Source organism: Phreatobacter stygius, from assembly GCF_005144885.1.
GTDB classification, from domain to species: domain Bacteria; phylum Pseudomonadota; class Alphaproteobacteria; order Rhizobiales; family Phreatobacteraceae; genus Phreatobacter; species Phreatobacter stygius.
Genome location: NZ_CP039690.1, coordinates 6,605,114 through 6,620,334 on the forward strand (window position 1 = coordinate 6,605,114; position 15,221 = coordinate 6,620,334).

Genomic DNA, 15,221 nt, shown 5'->3' on the forward strand with positions numbered 1-15,221 from the left:
AGCATGTCCGGGACAAGGACCGTGGTCCAGCCTGTCGGTTCGAAGCTCATTCGCGCCACCCCGGGAAGCGATGCGGACACAACCAGGCCTTTGCCGGGTTGCCGTCGCCCGACATCACCGCATCAACCAGCCATCGAGCCGTGGCCGGCGCGGCATGCATGCCGATCGACCCCATCCCGCCATGCACGAACAAGCCTTCGACCGCGGTCCTGCCGGCCACCGGCAGCCCGTCGGGCAGCATGGGCCGATTGCCCGGATAGACGTTCGTGACCCGCGGCGAACCGAGGCCGGGCAGCATGCGCAGCGTACGCCCCGCGATACGGCTCGCCATATCGGTGTTTCTGACCAGGTCCCGGAACGCCGGCTGAACCGAGGCGCCAAGCCGCGCATCGCCGCCGCGCATCGGATTGAGACAGATCGCTTCGACAGCCGGCTGGTCGTCTCGCTGGGCCGCGACATCGGCGAGCCCATCGAGCGACATCCGCCTGCCGAGCTCCTCCTGGTCGGGCCAGGTCAGCTCCTCGACGATCCACGGCAGCTCGAAGTCCAACTTGCCGAGCTGGATCAGCCAGCCGCGTCCCGCGGTGAACTGCAAGCCGGGCAGCGGGCCGTCGCCAACAGTGCGGCGGAGCAGGTCGTTCATCCACAAACCATTGGCAATAAAGACCAGGTCCGCGGCGATGATCCCCCCGTCGGTCAGCACGCCCTCGACCTTGCCGTTGCGCGCGCATATCTGCGCGACGCGGAGGCCGGTCCTGATCGTCGCCCCCGCCTCCCGTGCCGCATGCGCAAAGGCATGCGTCGCTCCCATTGGTTCCAGCGACCATGCGCGCTCGACGAAATAGCCCCCGGCAACGTTGAAGCCCAGCCTCGGATGATCCCGCGCGAGCACGGCTCCGGAGACCTTCTCCATGCCGACACCGGCCGCGCGATAGCGATCGGCAACGGCGCCCGCCGCCTCGAAGCTCGCCTCGTCTTCCGAAATCAAGAGATGCCCGATCCTTGCAAACTCGAATGGAACCGGTCCTTCGGCCAGCTCCTCATAGATCGCCGCGCAGGCATCGAGCAGTTCCACGACCTCTCGCTGCGGGCCGCTCAGGAGCGTGCCGGTGTTCCGCCCCGACGATTCGGCGGCGACCCAGTTTTGTTCCAGGACGACGGTCTTGACGTTCCGCGACGCCAGTTCATAGGCCAGCGTGCAGCCCGCGATGCCACCACCGATCACGATGGCCTCCACCGGCCTGCCAAGAGAACTTCCAAGGGAACTGGCAAGAGAACTGCCAGGCGGACGACGATCCGGCGCAATTGAACCCGGCATGGATGTCTCCAGTTTCACGCTGTGAAGCGAAACCCGCACATGGTGTTTGGAGGAAAACAGCCAATGCTGGATACTGGTATACGAGAATACACATGTCCAAGCAACAGCGTTTCTGCTAGGCAGGCCTGGTCGCGGGTGGAACATCGGATGGATCGTTTGAGCGGACTGGCAGGCACGGCGATGCAGAAGCCGCAGACCGTGGCGGAGCAGATCGCCAATATTCTGCGCGAGGCCATTGCCGAGGGCTCGCTGACCGCCGGCACCCCGCTGCGTCAGGATGAGCTTGCGGCGCGGTTTGGCTTCAGTCGCATGCCGATACGCGATGCGCTTCGCCAGCTCGAAACCGAAGGCATCGTGTCGATTCACCCGACACGGGGCGCCTTCGTCGCGCAGATGGACAGCACCGAGATCAGCGAGATCTACGCGGTCAGGGAGCTTCTGGAGATCGAAGCGCTGCGGCTGGCCTATCCCCATCTCACCGGGCAGATGCTGGACGAGGCAGCGGCGGTGCTGGATCAGATCGATATGGAGCCTGATGTTGGCCGGTGGGGCAGCCTCAACCGTGTCTTTCATCTGACGCTTTATGGCGCCTGCGGAAATGCCCGATTGCTCGGGCTGATCGAAGCCCAGCACAATGCGGCCGATCGCTACGTTCGCATTCTCCTGTCAAATCTCGATTACCGCGCGCGGTCCCAGGCCGAACATCGCGAGATTCTCGCCGCTTGCCGCGCTCGAAACCGGGAGCAAGGACTGATGTGGCTGTCGAGACATCTTCGGGACGGCAGCGAGGCGCTGGTCAAATTCACCAAATGACGCGGCTCGACCTCCTCGAGGACAGGCGCCGCGATGAGCCGGCAGGCCATCGGCGCCCCTGAGCCCCCTGCCCGATCCCGGTTGTGTCCTGGTGCTGGCAACCGCGCCCGGCCCTGTTCCGACCGGCGGTGCGGCCGCTCCGTTCAGGCCGGTTTCGCGCGGCTCGAAGCGCCCGGCGGCGGCGCGGCTTGGTCGCCCGGCGCGCCACGCAGGCCGAAGGAGATGAATTTCCGATAGGTCTCGACCGCATCCTGCAGGGCTGACGCCATGTCGGGACTGCGGGCGACATGTTGGGAATAGACGTAGTCGCGCGCCGAGATCAGCAGATAGGCCAGCGTATCCAGTTCCTGTTCGCCATATCCCGGCAGTTCGCCGAGATCCCAGCTGCGTTTCAGCGAGCGCCGGAACCGCACCATGATATTGTCGATATGCTGCCGGTAGCCGTCCGGCGCCGCCACTTCCGCCTCGTGCAGCAGGCGGAAGAACCAGGGATGGCTCTGGGCGAATTCCAGGAATCCGAGGAAACCCTTGGTTTCCATCTCGACGAAATTCGACGCGCCCTTCACCCGGTCGTGCAGGAAGTCGAGAACCTCGCTGCCCTTCATCGGCAGCAATTGGTCGAACAGCGCGGCGCGGCTGTCGAAATAGGCATAAAAAGTGCCGTGGCCGAGGCCGGCGCGCTCCATGATCCGCGCGATCGAGGCTTCGGCATAACCGAACTCGCCAATGATCTCGGCCGCCGCGTCGCAGATCGCCTGGCGGGTGCGTTGCGACTTCTCGATCCGCGTCAGCTTGCGCTTCGGCGCTCTCCTGGCCGGCACGGCCGTCGCCAACTCGCCGTCGTCGCGCCGCGGATCGTCCGTCTTCGCCATCGGCTTGCATTCCCTGCCCGTAAGGCCGCGCCCGTCCGGCCCGGCCGAGGCTTTTAGCATGCCACCAGGTCTTTTGACTTGGGCCGGCATGCCGATTTCACCGGGCCGGCAGACTGCAGGCCTGTTCGCTCTCCGGACGGAACGCGCGCTCGGCCGGGACCTCCGACAGGATCGTGTAATAGTCCCAGGGCTCGCGCGATTGCGCCGGCGTCTTCATCTGGGCGAGATAGGCCGTCCGCATCAACCGGCCATCGGGACGCAGCCGGGCGTTGCGTGTGTAGAAGTCGTTCACCGGCATGTCGTGCATCCGCGCCATGACCGCATCATGCCGGCTGGTGCCCGCCGCGCTCACCGCCTTCAGATAATGGCTGACGGCACTGTAGGTGCCGGCATGGGCTTCCGTCGGCATGAACCGGTTGCGCGCGAAGAAGCGCTCAGACCAGGCTCGCGCCTCGGGGTTCAGGTTCCAGTACCAGACGGTCGAGAACACGATGCCTTGCGCCATCTGGGGGCCGAGGCCGTGGGCGTCCGACAACAGGAAGGCCGGCGCGACCAATTGCTGGGCGGATCCGGCGAGGCCGAACTCGCTCGCCTGCTTGATCATGTTGGAGAGGTCTTGGCCGGCGCTCAGGAAGGCGATGACATCGGCCCCCGACGCCTGCGCGCGCAACAGCATGGACGAATAGTCGAGCGTGCCGGGAGGATGACGGACGCTATCCATGACCTGGCCGCCGCCATCGGTCACCACCTTGCCGACATCGCGCTGCAGCGCGTGGCCGAAGGCCCAGTCCTGGACGATCAGGAACCACTTCTTCTTGCCCTGGCGCATCAGCTCGGCCGGCAAGGCATTGGCGAACAGATAGGTGTCGTGGCTCCATTGCGCGGTGTTCGGCGAACAGGCCTTGCCGGTCAGGTCGGCGCTGGACGCACCAACATAGAGCGCGATCCGGTTCTTGCTCTGGACCAGTTCGCGCACCGCCAGCGCCACCGCCGAATTGCCGATGTCGACAATGACGTCCACGCCGCCCTCGTCGAACCAGCGGCGGGTCAGGCCGGAGCCGATGTCGGGCTTGTTCTGATGATCGCCGACGACCAGTTCGATCGGCCGTCCGAACATGTTGCCGCCGAAATCCTCGATGGCCATGCGGGCGCCGTCGACCGAACCCGGCCCCAGCGCCGATGACAGAATGCCGGTCATATCGGTCAGCACCCCGATCTTCAGCGGCCGCTGCGGCGTCTGAGCATGGCTCGCCGTTGCAACGAGCGCCGCGGCCAGAACTGCCGCGAATGTCCAAGAACGCATGATCCAAGAACGCATGATCCAAGACCGCATGATCCAAGAACGCATGGCCTGTCCTCCCCTTTCACGCAATCGGTCACTGCGATCGCTTGACCCCGGCATAGAATTTTCCACTGGACACGTCAAGAAAACTGACTATCGAATCGGAAATCGAATTTGTTGATCGAAGCCCATTGCCGCGGCCGGCTCGTACCGGCCGGCCGCCCGATCGCCGGCGGCAAAAGGCGAGCGCCCGAGTGGAGGAACAAGCCATGGCAGCCTTCGTCCTGCCCGACGCGCTGGTCGGGCGCTCGATCATCGATCTCGTCGCGGACCAGGCGGCGCGACGGCCTGACGCCCTCGCCCTGACGGCCCGGTCGGCCGACGGCGCGGAGCAACGCCTGAGTTACGGAGAACTGCTCGCAAGGGCGCAGCGGCTCGCCGCCGGCCTGCGGCATCTGGGCGTCACGCGCGGCGACCATGTCGGCATGATGATGAACAACGAGGCCGGCGTGGAAGCCGCCGTCACCATGCTGGCGCTGCATCGCCTCGGCGCGGTCGTGGTGCCGGTCAACACCCGCTTCGCCGCGGATGAAATCGTCTATGTCGTCAACAAGGCGCGCTTGGGGCTGCTGATCGCCATGCGCGACTTCTGGCCGCTGCTCCAGAGCCTTGAACCACGCCTTGCCGGTGTCAGGCACGTCATCACCGTCGGTGGCGACGCGGCCTCCGCGCCGGCGGACTGGCAGCGGATCTTCGACGAGGCCCCTGCCCGCCATGAGCCCTGGCCATCGGTGCCGCCCGACGCCATGTCGGAAATCCTGTTCACGTCAGGCACGACGGCCCATCCCAAAGGCGCCGTGATGACCCATGGGCGCAGCGTCATCTCGGCTTATGGCTTCGCCGAGGCCATGAGCCTTGCCGAAACCGACGTCTTTCAAAGCTTCTTCCCGTTCTTCACCACGGCAAGCCTGCATTGCCTGCTGCTGCCGGCCTGGTGGGCCGGCGCCCAGGCGGTGCTCGACCCGGCCCTCGACGTGCCCGCCATCATTGGCCGGATGGAGCGCGAGCGGACGACCAAATATATCGGCGCGCCGGCCTTCTACATCTTCCTGCTCGATCACTATGACCGCTCGCGGCACGACCTGTCGACGCTGACCATGTTCGATTATGGCGGCGCCGCCATGCCGGTCGAAGTGATCCAGCGCCTGGCCGAGACCTTCCCGCATATCGAACTGCGCCAGACCTATGGAATGACCGAAAGCGGACCGGCCGGGACCGTGCTGAAAGGCGAGGACGGCCAAGCAAAGCTGGGGTCGGTCGGCCGGCCATGGCCGCTGACCGAAGTGCGTGTCGTCGACGAGGCGGGCGCAGCGGTCGCGGCCGGCACGGCGGGCGAGATCGCCATCCGCAGCCCGAGCGTCATGCTGGAATATTACGACGAGCCGGTGCTGACCCAAAAAGCGCTGCAGGACGGATGGCTGCTGACCGGCGACATTGGCTATCTCGATGCCGAGGGCTTCCTCTACCATGTCGACCGCAAGAAGGACATGATCATCCGGGGCGGGCACAATATCGGCTCGCTCGAAGTGGAAGAGGCCCTGTTCCGCCATCCGGCCATCCAGGACGCCGCCGTCATCGCGGTTCCGCATCCAAAACTCGGCGAAGATATTCACGCTTTTGTCGTGCCGCGGCCGGGCCGGACGGTCGATGCCGGGGCGTTGCAGGCGTTCTGCCGCGACAAGCTCGCCGATTACAAGATTCCGCGCCGCATCACCTTCACCGACGCATTGCCACGCGGCCCGATGGGCAAGGTCCTGAAATCCGACCTGCGCCGGCTCGCGGCCGAACAGTCCCATGGGAGCACGACCAATGAAGCAGGCTGACTACCGCACCATCAGGATCGAGCGCCGTGGCCGGGTTCTCCATTTGACCCTGGATCGCGCCGCGGCACTGAATGCCGTCGATGCGGTGATGCACGAAGAGCTGGCGCGGGTCTTCTCGGATGCCGGCAATGATCCGGGATCGGACATCGTTGTCTTGACCGGTGCCGGCCGCGCCTTTTGCGCCGGCGGTGACATCGACTGGATGCAGGATGCCATCGATCACCCTGAAAACTTCGAAACGACGGTCGCCGAAGCCAAACGCATCGTCTTCTCCCTGCTCGACTGCGAAAAGCCGACGATTGCCAAGATCAACGGCCCGGCCGTCGGGCTCGGCGCCACGCTGGCCCTGTTCTGCGACATCGGCTTCGCTGCCGAGACCGCCTATCTCGCCGATCCCCATGTCTCGGTCGGCATGGTCGCCGGCGATGGCGGCGCGGTGATCTGGCCACAGCTCGTCGGTTTCGCCCGTGCCAAGGAGTTCCTGTTCACCGGCGACCGGGTCACCGCCCGGCGCGCCGAGGCGATCGGGCTGATCAACCATGTCGCCACCGCAGGCGAGCTCGATGCCGCGGTCGACGCCTTCGCCGACCGCTTGGCCAAGGGCTCGACCAAGGCGATCCGCTGGACCAAGGTCACCGTCAATATCGCCCTGAAACAGCTCGCCCATGCCATGATGGATACCGGCCTTGCTTATGAGGCCCTGACCAATGCCAGCGCCGACCACCGCGAGCGCGTCAAGGCCTTCCGCGAGCGTTCGCAGCGCGCCGCAGCCCCCGGGGTGGCGTCATGACGACGGCTCCGCGCGACGTCGACGGCCTCGCCGCATTGGTCACTGGCGCCGCCGGCGGCATTGGCCTGGCGATCGCCCGCCGCCTCGCCGGCGGCGGCGCGCGGGTGATCCTGTGCGATCGCGACGCGGCGCGGCTTCAGGCGGCGGCGCGCGACTTTCCGGCCGAGGCAGAGGCCATGGCGGTCGCCGGCGACATCGGGTCGGAGGAGGCGGTGGAGGATCTGGTCGCGCGCGCCATCGGTAGCGCCGGCGCGATCGACATCCTGGTGAACAATGCCGGCATCGCCGAGCCGATCAGACGCACCACGGATCAGGACATCGTCACCTGGCAAGGGATCATCGACGTCAATCTGCGCGGGACCTTCCTGGTCAGCCGCGCCGTCGGCCGGCACATGCTGGCGCGCAAGGCCGGCGGCGCCATCGTCAACATCGCCTCGATCGCCGGCCTCATCGGCCTGCCCGGCTCCAACGCCTATGGCGTGTCGAAGGCGGCCATCGTTCATCTCACCCGCACCATGGCCTGCGAGTGGGCGAGCAAGGGCATCAGGGTCAATTGCGTGGCGCCCGGCTATATCGAGGCGCCAATGGCTTTCGAGATGTTCGCCGACAGCCGGGTCGACCGTCAGCTCATCGAGGCGCGCGCCCCGATGCGCCGCCTCGGCCGGCCCGACGAGATCGCCAGCGTCGTCGCCTTCCTGGCATCGGAGGCGGCCTCTTATGTCACCGGCGCGACCTTGCCGGTCGATGGCGGCTGGTGTGCTTATGGCGGCCCGTGACGGGCCCGGCCACCAGCCCTATGGCCGGCTTCTGAGCGCGATGAGCCGCGCGCCGATCCGCTCCGCCGTTTCGTTCAATCGGGCGACGCAGCGTCGGCGCTGCGCGTCGTCGAGCCAGTCGGCGACAAAAGCCGTGCTGATCGCGGCGACCGGATAGCCGGTGGCGTCGCGCACCGGCACGCCGATGCCGGCAATGCCGCGGGTGAACAGGCTGTCATGGCTGGCAAATCCCGCAACGCGCGCCTCGGTGAGCGCAAGACGGAACGCCGCCTCGTCGAAACCTTCGGTCTCCTGCCCGTAACGCGCGAGATTGGCCCGGATGATCGCCTCGGCCTCGGCCACCGGCAGCGCCGCGAGAATGGCCATGCTGCCCGCGCCGCGGCCGAGCGGCACCTGGCTGCCGACCTTCAGCACCAGCGTCTGGATCCGTGACGTGCTTTCCTGGCGCGCCGCGCAGACCGTGTCCAATCCGGCGCGGACGCTGAGATAGACCGTCTGCTCGATGTCCTGGACCAGGGCCGCGAGTTCGGTCGCGGCAATCCGTTCGATCGGATGATGGGCGGCGGCGACCAGTCCCAGCGCATAGATTTCGCGGCCGAGGAAGAACCGTCGCGAGGCCTGGTCGCGTTCGACCCAGCCGGTCTCGATCAGCATGTCCAGGACACGATGAACGGTCGGCCGCGGCAAGCCGGTCCAGGCGACGATATCGGCGAGGGCAGCACCGCCCTCCCCGCCGCGGGCGATCGCACGCACCAGTGCGACCGAGCGATGCAGGCTGCCCGCCGCTTCGGTCACCGCTCCACCCGCCGCGGCGATGGATTGGCTGACCGCCGCAATGTCCGATAACTGGATATGAATGCCGTGACATCGCCCACGGCCGCGACCGCGGCGCTGTCGTCCATTGATCGACATACGTCATTCGGTTGACAGCCGGGCCTCATATCGTAGCATGCTCTCTGAAACATTCATCCGATAGTTGGACATGCCGGCCGAGAAGTCAAGAAATGTCGGCCGGCACGGCGTGAAGAGAGAAGCCATGGCCGTCGCCTCCCCGACCACCTGTGCCGGCGCCGTCGTCGGAACCCTCAAGGCCCATGGGCTCGACCGCATCTATTGCGTGCCGGGCATCCAGAACGACTGGTTCTTCAACGCGGTCTACGACAGCGCCGGCGCCGTCACCGTCGTGCATACGCGCCACGAACAGGGCGCGGCTTATATGGCGCTGGGCGCGGCGCTGGCGACCGGCCGGCCGTCGGCCTATTCGGTGGTCCCGGGCCCCGGCGTGCTCAACACGGCCGCGGCGCTGGCCACCGCCTATTCGACCAATGCCCCGGTGCTCTGCCTGACCGGACAGATTCCAAGCCGCGCCATTGGCCGCGGCATTGGCCTGCTGCACGAACTCCCCGACCAGCTCGGCATTCTCGAGCGCCTGACCAAACAGGCGAGCCGGGTCACCGATCCCGCCCGTGCCGCGGGCGAGCTTGCCGCCGCCATCGCCGCACTCACCGAGGGACGCCCGCGGCCGGTCGGCCTGGAGATCCCACCCGACATTCTGGCCGCGCGTGGCGATTTCGCGCCCGCCCTGCCGTCGATCCCGAACGCGCAGCCGGATGTCGATGCCGGGCTGCTGGACGAAGCCGTCACGCTGCTTGCCGCTGCCGAACGGCCGCTGATCGTGGTTGGCGGCGGCGCGCAGGACACGAGTGAGTGGGTCCGCCTGTTGGCCGAGCGCCTGCAGGCGCCGGTGCTCGCCTATCGCATGGGGCGTGGCGTGCTCGACGACCGCCATCCCTTGAGCGTCACCATGCCGGTCGGCCACCGGCTGTGGCGACACTGCGACGCCGTGCTGATGATCGGCTCGCGGGCGCAGATTCCTTTGAGCAATTGGGGCACCGACGCCGCGATGAAGATCGTCCGGATCGAGGTCGACCCAAGCGTGCTCGACACCATCCGCGCACCCGACGTCGCCCTGGTCGGCCGGGTCGAGGCCATCCTGCCGCGGCTGGTCGAGGCCTTCGACCTGAAAGCGCCGAAACGCGCCTCGCGTATTGCCGCGGTCGCCGCCCTGAAGGCCGAGATCGCAGGTGAAATGGCCTGTCTCGACCCGCAGATCCCGTTCCTGACGGCGATCCGCGAGGCGATTGGCGACGACGGCATTCTGGTCGAGGAAATGACCCAATGCGGTTACGTCTCGCGTTTCGCCTATCCCGTTCACAAACCGCGGACATTCATCTCGTCGGGTTATCAGGGCACGCTCGGCTGGGGTTACGCCACCGCGCTCGGCGTGCAGGACGCGCGGCGTGATGCCGCCGTCGTTTCGATCAGCGGCGACGGCGGCTTCATGTTCAACGTGCAGGAACTGGCGACCGCCGTGCGCCACGACATTCCGCTCGTCGCCATCGTCTTCAACGACGGCGCCTTCGGCAATGTCCGGCGCATGCAGCAGGAGCTCCACGACAACCGGGTCATCGCCACCGACCTCGCCAATCCGGATTTCGTGGCGCTGGCGGAGAGCTTCGGCGTCGAGGCGAGCCGGGTACAGCGGCCGGATGAGTTGCGCCGGGCGGTCGCCGCCGCGGCGGAACGGCGCAAGCCCGCCCTGATCGAAGTGCCGGTCGGCGAAATGCCGAGCCCATGGCGGTTCCTCGACATGCCGAGAATTCGCGGCCTTGCCTGAACCAGGCATGGTCCTGCCCGACCCGACGGACATGAGATCCGTGACTTTTCACCAGCCGGCAGGGACCGGCCGCGCCCGGGCGCCGGATGACTTCGGTCATTCCGCCCCGGCGCCTTCGAGGAGGAATGCCTGATGACCACGATCGGCGCCGGGACGGCCCGCTTCGTCCTCTGCCTCTTGGCCCTGCTGCCGTTGTCCTTCGCGGCGACCGGCCAGACCGGCTATCCGCAACGGCCGGTCACCTTCATCGTGCCCTATCCGGCCGGCGGCACCACCGACATCCTGGCGCGCCTGCTCGCCGAACACCTGAAGGAAAAGCTCGGCCAACCCGTGGTCATCGACAACCGGCCGGGCGCCGGCACGACGATCGGCGCCGGCATGGCGGCGCGCGCCGAACCCGACGGCCATACGCTGTTGATGGCGACCAGCACGACGCTGGCCATCAATGCCAGCCTGTTCCAGCGCCTGCCCTATGATCCGGTCGCCGATTTCGCGCCGGTTTCCCTGGTCGCCGGCGTGCCGCTGATCCTGATCGTCAACCCGGCGCTCAACATCAAGACGCTGGCCGAGTTCGTCGCTTATGCCAAGAGCAAGCCCGGCGAACTGGCCTACGGCTCGGCCGGCAACGGCACGCCGCATCACCTTGCCGGCGAGCTCCTGAAGACGGTCGCCGGCATCGAGGCGCGCCATGTCGCCTATCGCGGCAGCGTGGTGGCGATGAACGATGTCATCGGCGGCCATATCCCCTTCATGTTCATGGACATGGCTCCGGCCCTGCCGCTGATCGCCGCGGGCAAGCTGACGGCGCTGGCCGTCTCGGCGCCCCGGCGTGTCGCCGCCGCGCCGACTATCCCGACCGTCGCGGAAGCCGGCTATCCCGGCTACGAGGCGGTGGCCTGGCAGGCCGTGGTCGTGCCGGCCAGAACCCGGAGCGAGATCGTCGCGCGGCTGCATGCCGAGATCTCGAGCTTCCTCTCAAGCCCCGCCAACCGCGACAAGCTCATTCAGATCGGGCTGGAGCCGCTCGGCGGCTCATCGCAGGACCTGGTCGCCTACATCAAGTCCGAGATCGCCCGGTGGGCCCTGGTCGTCCGCAGTTCCGGCGCCCGGGTCGAGTGATCTTGGGCCGCCGAGCGCCCGCGGCAAGTTTGAAAGAACAGCGAAACATGGCGAGAACGATCGAAACCGACGTGCTGGTGGTTGGCGCCGGCCCGGTCGGCCTGACGCTGGCGATCGACCTGGCCGGCCGCGGCGTCGATGTGACGCTGGTCGAGCTGCGCCCGCGCGGCGCCCGGCCGGAGCCGAAATGCAACCACGTCTCGGCGCGCTCGATGGAGATCTTCCGGCGGCTCGGCCTGGCCAAGGCCCTGCGCGAGGCCGGGCTGCCCGAAGACTATCCAAACGACATCAGCTACCGCACCTCGTTTACCGGCCGGGAAATCACCCGCATCCCGATCCCGTGCCGGCGCGACCGTTATAGGCGCAAGGACGGGCCGGACGGCTGGTGGCCGACACCCGAGCCGCCGCACCGGATCAACCAGATCTACCTGGAGCCGATCCTGTTCGGCCATGCCGCCGCCATGGCGCGCATCCGCATCCTCAACCGCACCGAGATCTCGGAGGTCGGCCAGGACCACCATGGCGTCAGCGCCACCGCCCGGGATCTCGACACCGGCGAGACGATCGCGATCCGCGCGGCTTATCTCGCCGGCTGCGACGGCGGCCGCTCGCTCGTCCGCAAGGCGATCGGCGCGACCCTCACCGGCGACGCGATGATCCAGCGCGTCCAGTCGACCTTCATCCGCGCGCCGGAACTGATCGGTCTGCAGCAGCACGGCAATGCCTGGGCGACCTTTTCGCTCAATCCGCGCCGCGCGGGCAATGTCTATGCGATCGACGGACGCGAGACCTGGCTCGTGCACAATTACCTCACACCCGGCGAAACCGATTTCGACGCGGTCGATCGCGACTGGGCGATCCGCGCCATTCTCGGCGTCGGCGCGGCTTTCGACTATCAGGTGATCTCGCGGGAAGACTGGATCGGCCGCCGCCTGGTCGCCGACCGGTTTCGCGACCGGCGTTTGTTCATCGCCGGCGACGCCGCCCATATCTGGGTGCCCTATGGCGGTTACGGCATGAATGCCGGAATAGCCGACGCCGCCGGCCTCGCCTGGCTGCTGGCGGCCCGTCTCGCCGGCTGGGCGCCGCCGGGCATTCTCGACGCCTATCAACGCGAGCGCCTGCCGATCACCACCCAGGTCTCGCGTTTTGCCATGGACCACGCCCACAAGGAGATCCGCAACCGCAGCGGCGTGCCCGACAATATCGAGGCCGATGACCCGGCCGGCGCGGCCGCGCGCGTGGCGCTAGGCCAGGCGACCTATGACCTCAACGTCCAGCAATATTGCTGCGCCGGGCTCAATTTCGGCTCCTATTACGACCAGTCGCCAATCATCGCTTATGACGGCGCCGCCCATCCCGGTTACACCATGGGCAGTTTCACCCCCTCGACCGTGCCCGGCTGCCGCACGCCGCATCTCTGGCTCGGCGGCGGCCGTTCGCTTTATGACGCGACCGGGCCGGACCACGCGCTGCTCCGGCTCGATCCGGCGCTCGCCGTCGACGGGCTGATGCAGGCGGCTGCCCGCCGCGCCCTGCCCTTGCGGCTGATCGACATCGACCCGGATGCCATGCCCGAGGCCGACGGCCACGGGCTCATCCTGTCGCGCCCGGACCAGCACGTCGCCTGGCGCGGCCGGGCCGCGCCGGCCGATCCCCTGGAACTGATCGACCGGCTTCGTGGGGCGAGGGCCGGCGCCTAGACCATAGCTCTGCAGAGAAGTTGGCCGTCCTTCGAGCTCTTGCGAGCCTCGAAGGACGCCGGTGCTATATGCAGGTGTTTCAGTCTGAAAGCTAAACCCTTCTGTCCTTGATCGTGTTCATGACAAAACTCGTCTCGATCGAGGCGACACATTTCAGCCGGGCGATCTTCTCCTTGATGAAGCGCTCGTACTGCTCGAGCCCGCCGGTCATGACCTTCAGCACATAGTCGCGCGAGCCGGTGACGAGGTGGCATTCCAGCACTTCGTCCCAGCCACGCACCGCCGCTTCGAACATGACGATCTCGTCTTCGTTCTGGCGGCTGAGCCGGATGGTGGCGATCGCCGCCATGGACCAGCCATGGGCGGCCGGGTCGACGCGCGCGGTATAACCACGGATCACGCCGGTCTCTTCGAGCCGCCTGACGCGCCGCAGGCAAGGTGACGGCGACAGGCCGACCCGTTCGGCCAGCTCGTTATTGGTGATGCGGGCATTGGCCTGCAATTCGCGCAAAATGCGCCGGTCGACCTCGTCGGCAATTTTCTGCTGCATGATCTCTCTTGTTTGGCAAAAGCTTGCGACAGCTAAGCCATTTCCGCTTGAAAGTCGCAAGGATCGGTCGCCATGATTTGCTAGGATTGCGCCGGAACGACCAACTCAGCGAGGACTGCCGTGACCGCTCCGAGAGCCTCCAAGACCCATGTCGGCAATCATCGCCTGCACCCCGAAACCCTGATGCTCAGCTATGGTTTCGATCCGCAGCTGTCGGAGGGCGCGGTCAAGCCGCCGGTCTTCCTCACCTCCACCTTCGTGTTCAAATCGGCCGAGGAAGGCCGCGATTTCTTCGACTTCGTCTCAGGCCGCCGCGAGCCGCCGCAAGGCACCGGGGCTGGCCTGGTCTATTCCCGCTTCAACCATCCCAACAGCGAGATCGTCGAGGATCGCCTGGCGATCTATGAAGGCGCCGACGCCTGCATCCTGTTTTCCTCGGGCATGTCGGCCATTGCCACCACCCTGCTCGCCTTCGCCAAGCCAGGCGACGTGATCCTGCATTCGCAGCCGCTCTATGGCGGCACCGAAACCTTGCTGTCGCGCACCTTCGCCAATCTCGGCATTGGCGCGGTCGGTTTCGCCGACGGGGTCAGCGAAGCGGTGGTGCGCGCGGCGGCGGAAGAGGCCGCGGGCAAGGGCCGCGTCTCGGTGATCCTGATCGAGACGCCGTCCAACCCGATCAACAGCGTCATCGACATTGCCCTGATGGGCCGCATCGCCGACGCGATCGCCGCGCGGCAGGGCCATCGTCCGGTGATTGCCTGCGACAACACGCTGCTCGGACCGGTGTTCCAGCGGCCGCTCGACCATGGCGCCGACATCTCGCTCTATTCGCTGACCAAATATGTCGGCGGCCATTCCGACCTGATCGCCGGCGCGGCGCTGGGCAGCCACGCCGTCACCAAGCCGATCAAGGCGCTGCGCGGCGCCATCGGCACGCAGCTCGACCCGCATTCCTGCTGGATGCTCGGCCGCTCGCTGGAAACGCTCAGCCTGCGCATGGAGCGAGCCAACGACAATGCCCGCATCGTCGCCGAATTCCTGCGCGATCATCCGAAGGTCGAAAAAGTGCTCTACCTGCCCTTCCTCGGTCAGGACAGCGCGGAACGGCGGGTCTACGACGCGCAATGCCTCGGCGCCGGCTCGACCTTCTCGTTCGACATCAAGGGCGGCGAGCGCGCCGCCTTCGCTTTCCTCAACGCGCTGGAAATCTTCAAGCTGGCGGTCAGCCTCGGCGGCACCGAATCGCTGGCGAGCCATCCCGCGGCCATGACCCATTCGGGCGTGCCGCTGGCGGTGCGCCAGCGCATCGGCATTCTCGACACCACGATCCGGCTGTCGATCGGCGTCGAACATCCCGACGACCTCGTCGCCGATGTCGCCCAGGCGCTGGCCCGCACGGGTGGTTGAGAGGCGCGCACAACGGGCTTGGCCCGCG

Annotated in this window: 13 protein-coding genes; 8 read left to right on the forward strand and 5 right to left on the reverse strand. The window is 66.9% G+C overall.

The annotated features are described in order from the left end of the window. Positions 1-46 precede the first annotated feature (46 nt). The gene (locus E8M01_RS31300; RefSeq protein ID WP_246088501.1) at positions 47-1,225 is read right to left on the reverse strand and encodes an NAD(P)/FAD-dependent oxidoreductase; all 1,179 of its coding nucleotides are present in this window, start codon (positions 1,223-1,225) and stop codon (positions 47-49) included. A gap of 156 nt (positions 1,226-1,381) precedes the next feature. Between E8M01_RS31300 and E8M01_RS31305 the strand changes: the two genes are divergently transcribed. Then, complete coding sequence (locus tag E8M01_RS31305) at positions 1,382-2,131, forward strand: GntR family transcriptional regulator (protein WP_425467688.1); 750 nt, start codon at positions 1,382-1,384, stop codon at positions 2,129-2,131. A gap of 143 nt (positions 2,132-2,274) precedes the next feature. On the opposite strand, the gene E8M01_RS31310 is transcribed toward E8M01_RS31305, so the two are convergent. Together E8M01_RS31310 and E8M01_RS31315 are read right to left on the reverse strand one after the other, a co-directional pair. After that, complete coding sequence (locus tag E8M01_RS31310) at positions 2,275-3,003, reverse strand: TetR/AcrR family transcriptional regulator (RefSeq protein ID WP_170182150.1); 729 nt, start codon at positions 3,001-3,003, stop codon at positions 2,275-2,277. Between the two features lie 97 nt (positions 3,004-3,100). Beyond that, positions 3,101-4,306, reverse strand: coding sequence for an ABC transporter substrate-binding protein (locus E8M01_RS31315; protein ID WP_170182151.1), 1,206 nt, complete (start codon positions 4,304-4,306; stop codon positions 3,101-3,103). Between the two features lie 248 nt (positions 4,307-4,554). On the opposite strand from E8M01_RS31315, the gene E8M01_RS31320 reads away from it, so the two are divergent. From E8M01_RS31320 to E8M01_RS31330, 3 genes are read left to right on the forward strand one after another with little or no spacing between them, the layout of a single operon-like run. After that, positions 4,555-6,168, forward strand: coding sequence for a class I adenylate-forming enzyme family protein (locus E8M01_RS31320; protein ID WP_136963741.1), 1,614 nt, complete (start codon positions 4,555-4,557; stop codon positions 6,166-6,168). Beyond that, a complete protein-coding gene (locus E8M01_RS31325) occupies positions 6,155-6,958 on the forward strand; it encodes an enoyl-CoA hydratase/isomerase family protein (protein ID WP_136963742.1) in 804 nt (267 codons plus the stop codon). Before E8M01_RS31320 ends, E8M01_RS31325 begins: the two co-directional genes overlap by 14 nt. Beyond that, positions 6,955-7,734 (forward strand): SDR family NAD(P)-dependent oxidoreductase, encoded by a 780-nt coding sequence (locus tag E8M01_RS31330; RefSeq protein ID WP_136963743.1) that lies wholly within the window; start codon positions 6,955-6,957, stop codon positions 7,732-7,734. Before E8M01_RS31325 ends, E8M01_RS31330 begins: the two co-directional genes overlap by 4 nt. Positions 7,735-7,752: 18 nt before the next feature. On the opposite strand, the gene E8M01_RS31335 is transcribed toward E8M01_RS31330, so the two are convergent. Then, on the reverse strand, positions 7,753-8,529 hold the full coding sequence (locus E8M01_RS31335) for an IclR family transcriptional regulator (protein WP_170182152.1): 777 nt from the start codon (positions 8,527-8,529) through the stop codon (positions 7,753-7,755). 241 nt (positions 8,530-8,770) lie between these two features. Between E8M01_RS31335 and E8M01_RS31340 the strand changes: the two genes are divergently transcribed. From E8M01_RS31340 to E8M01_RS31350, 3 genes are all read left to right on the forward strand, one after another. Further along, positions 8,771-10,411 carry a thiamine pyrophosphate-dependent enzyme gene (locus E8M01_RS31340; protein ID WP_136963745.1) on the forward strand — a complete coding sequence of 547 codons (1,641 nt, stop codon included), beginning with the start codon at positions 8,771-8,773 and terminating at the stop codon, positions 10,409-10,411. Between the two features lie 132 nt (positions 10,412-10,543). Continuing rightward, a complete protein-coding gene (locus tag E8M01_RS31345; protein ID WP_136963746.1) occupies positions 10,544-11,530 on the forward strand; it encodes a Bug family tripartite tricarboxylate transporter substrate binding protein in 987 nt (328 codons plus the stop codon). Between the two features lie 47 nt (positions 11,531-11,577). Continuing rightward, entirely contained in the window at positions 11,578-13,233 is a 1,656-nt protein-coding gene (locus E8M01_RS31350; RefSeq protein ID WP_136963747.1) for an FAD-dependent oxidoreductase, read from the forward strand. Positions 13,234-13,324: 91 nt separating this feature from the next. Here E8M01_RS31350 and E8M01_RS31355 read toward each other — a convergent pair whose 3' ends face one another. Continuing rightward, a complete protein-coding gene (locus E8M01_RS31355) occupies positions 13,325-13,783 on the reverse strand; it encodes an Lrp/AsnC family transcriptional regulator (RefSeq protein WP_136963748.1) in 459 nt (152 codons plus the stop codon). 120 nt (positions 13,784-13,903) lie between these two features. On the opposite strand from E8M01_RS31355, the gene E8M01_RS31360 reads away from it, so the two are divergent. Beyond that, a complete protein-coding gene (locus tag E8M01_RS31360) occupies positions 13,904-15,193 on the forward strand; it encodes a cystathionine gamma-synthase family protein (protein ID WP_136963749.1) in 1,290 nt (429 codons plus the stop codon). The last annotated feature ends 28 nt before the right edge of the window (positions 15,194-15,221 follow it).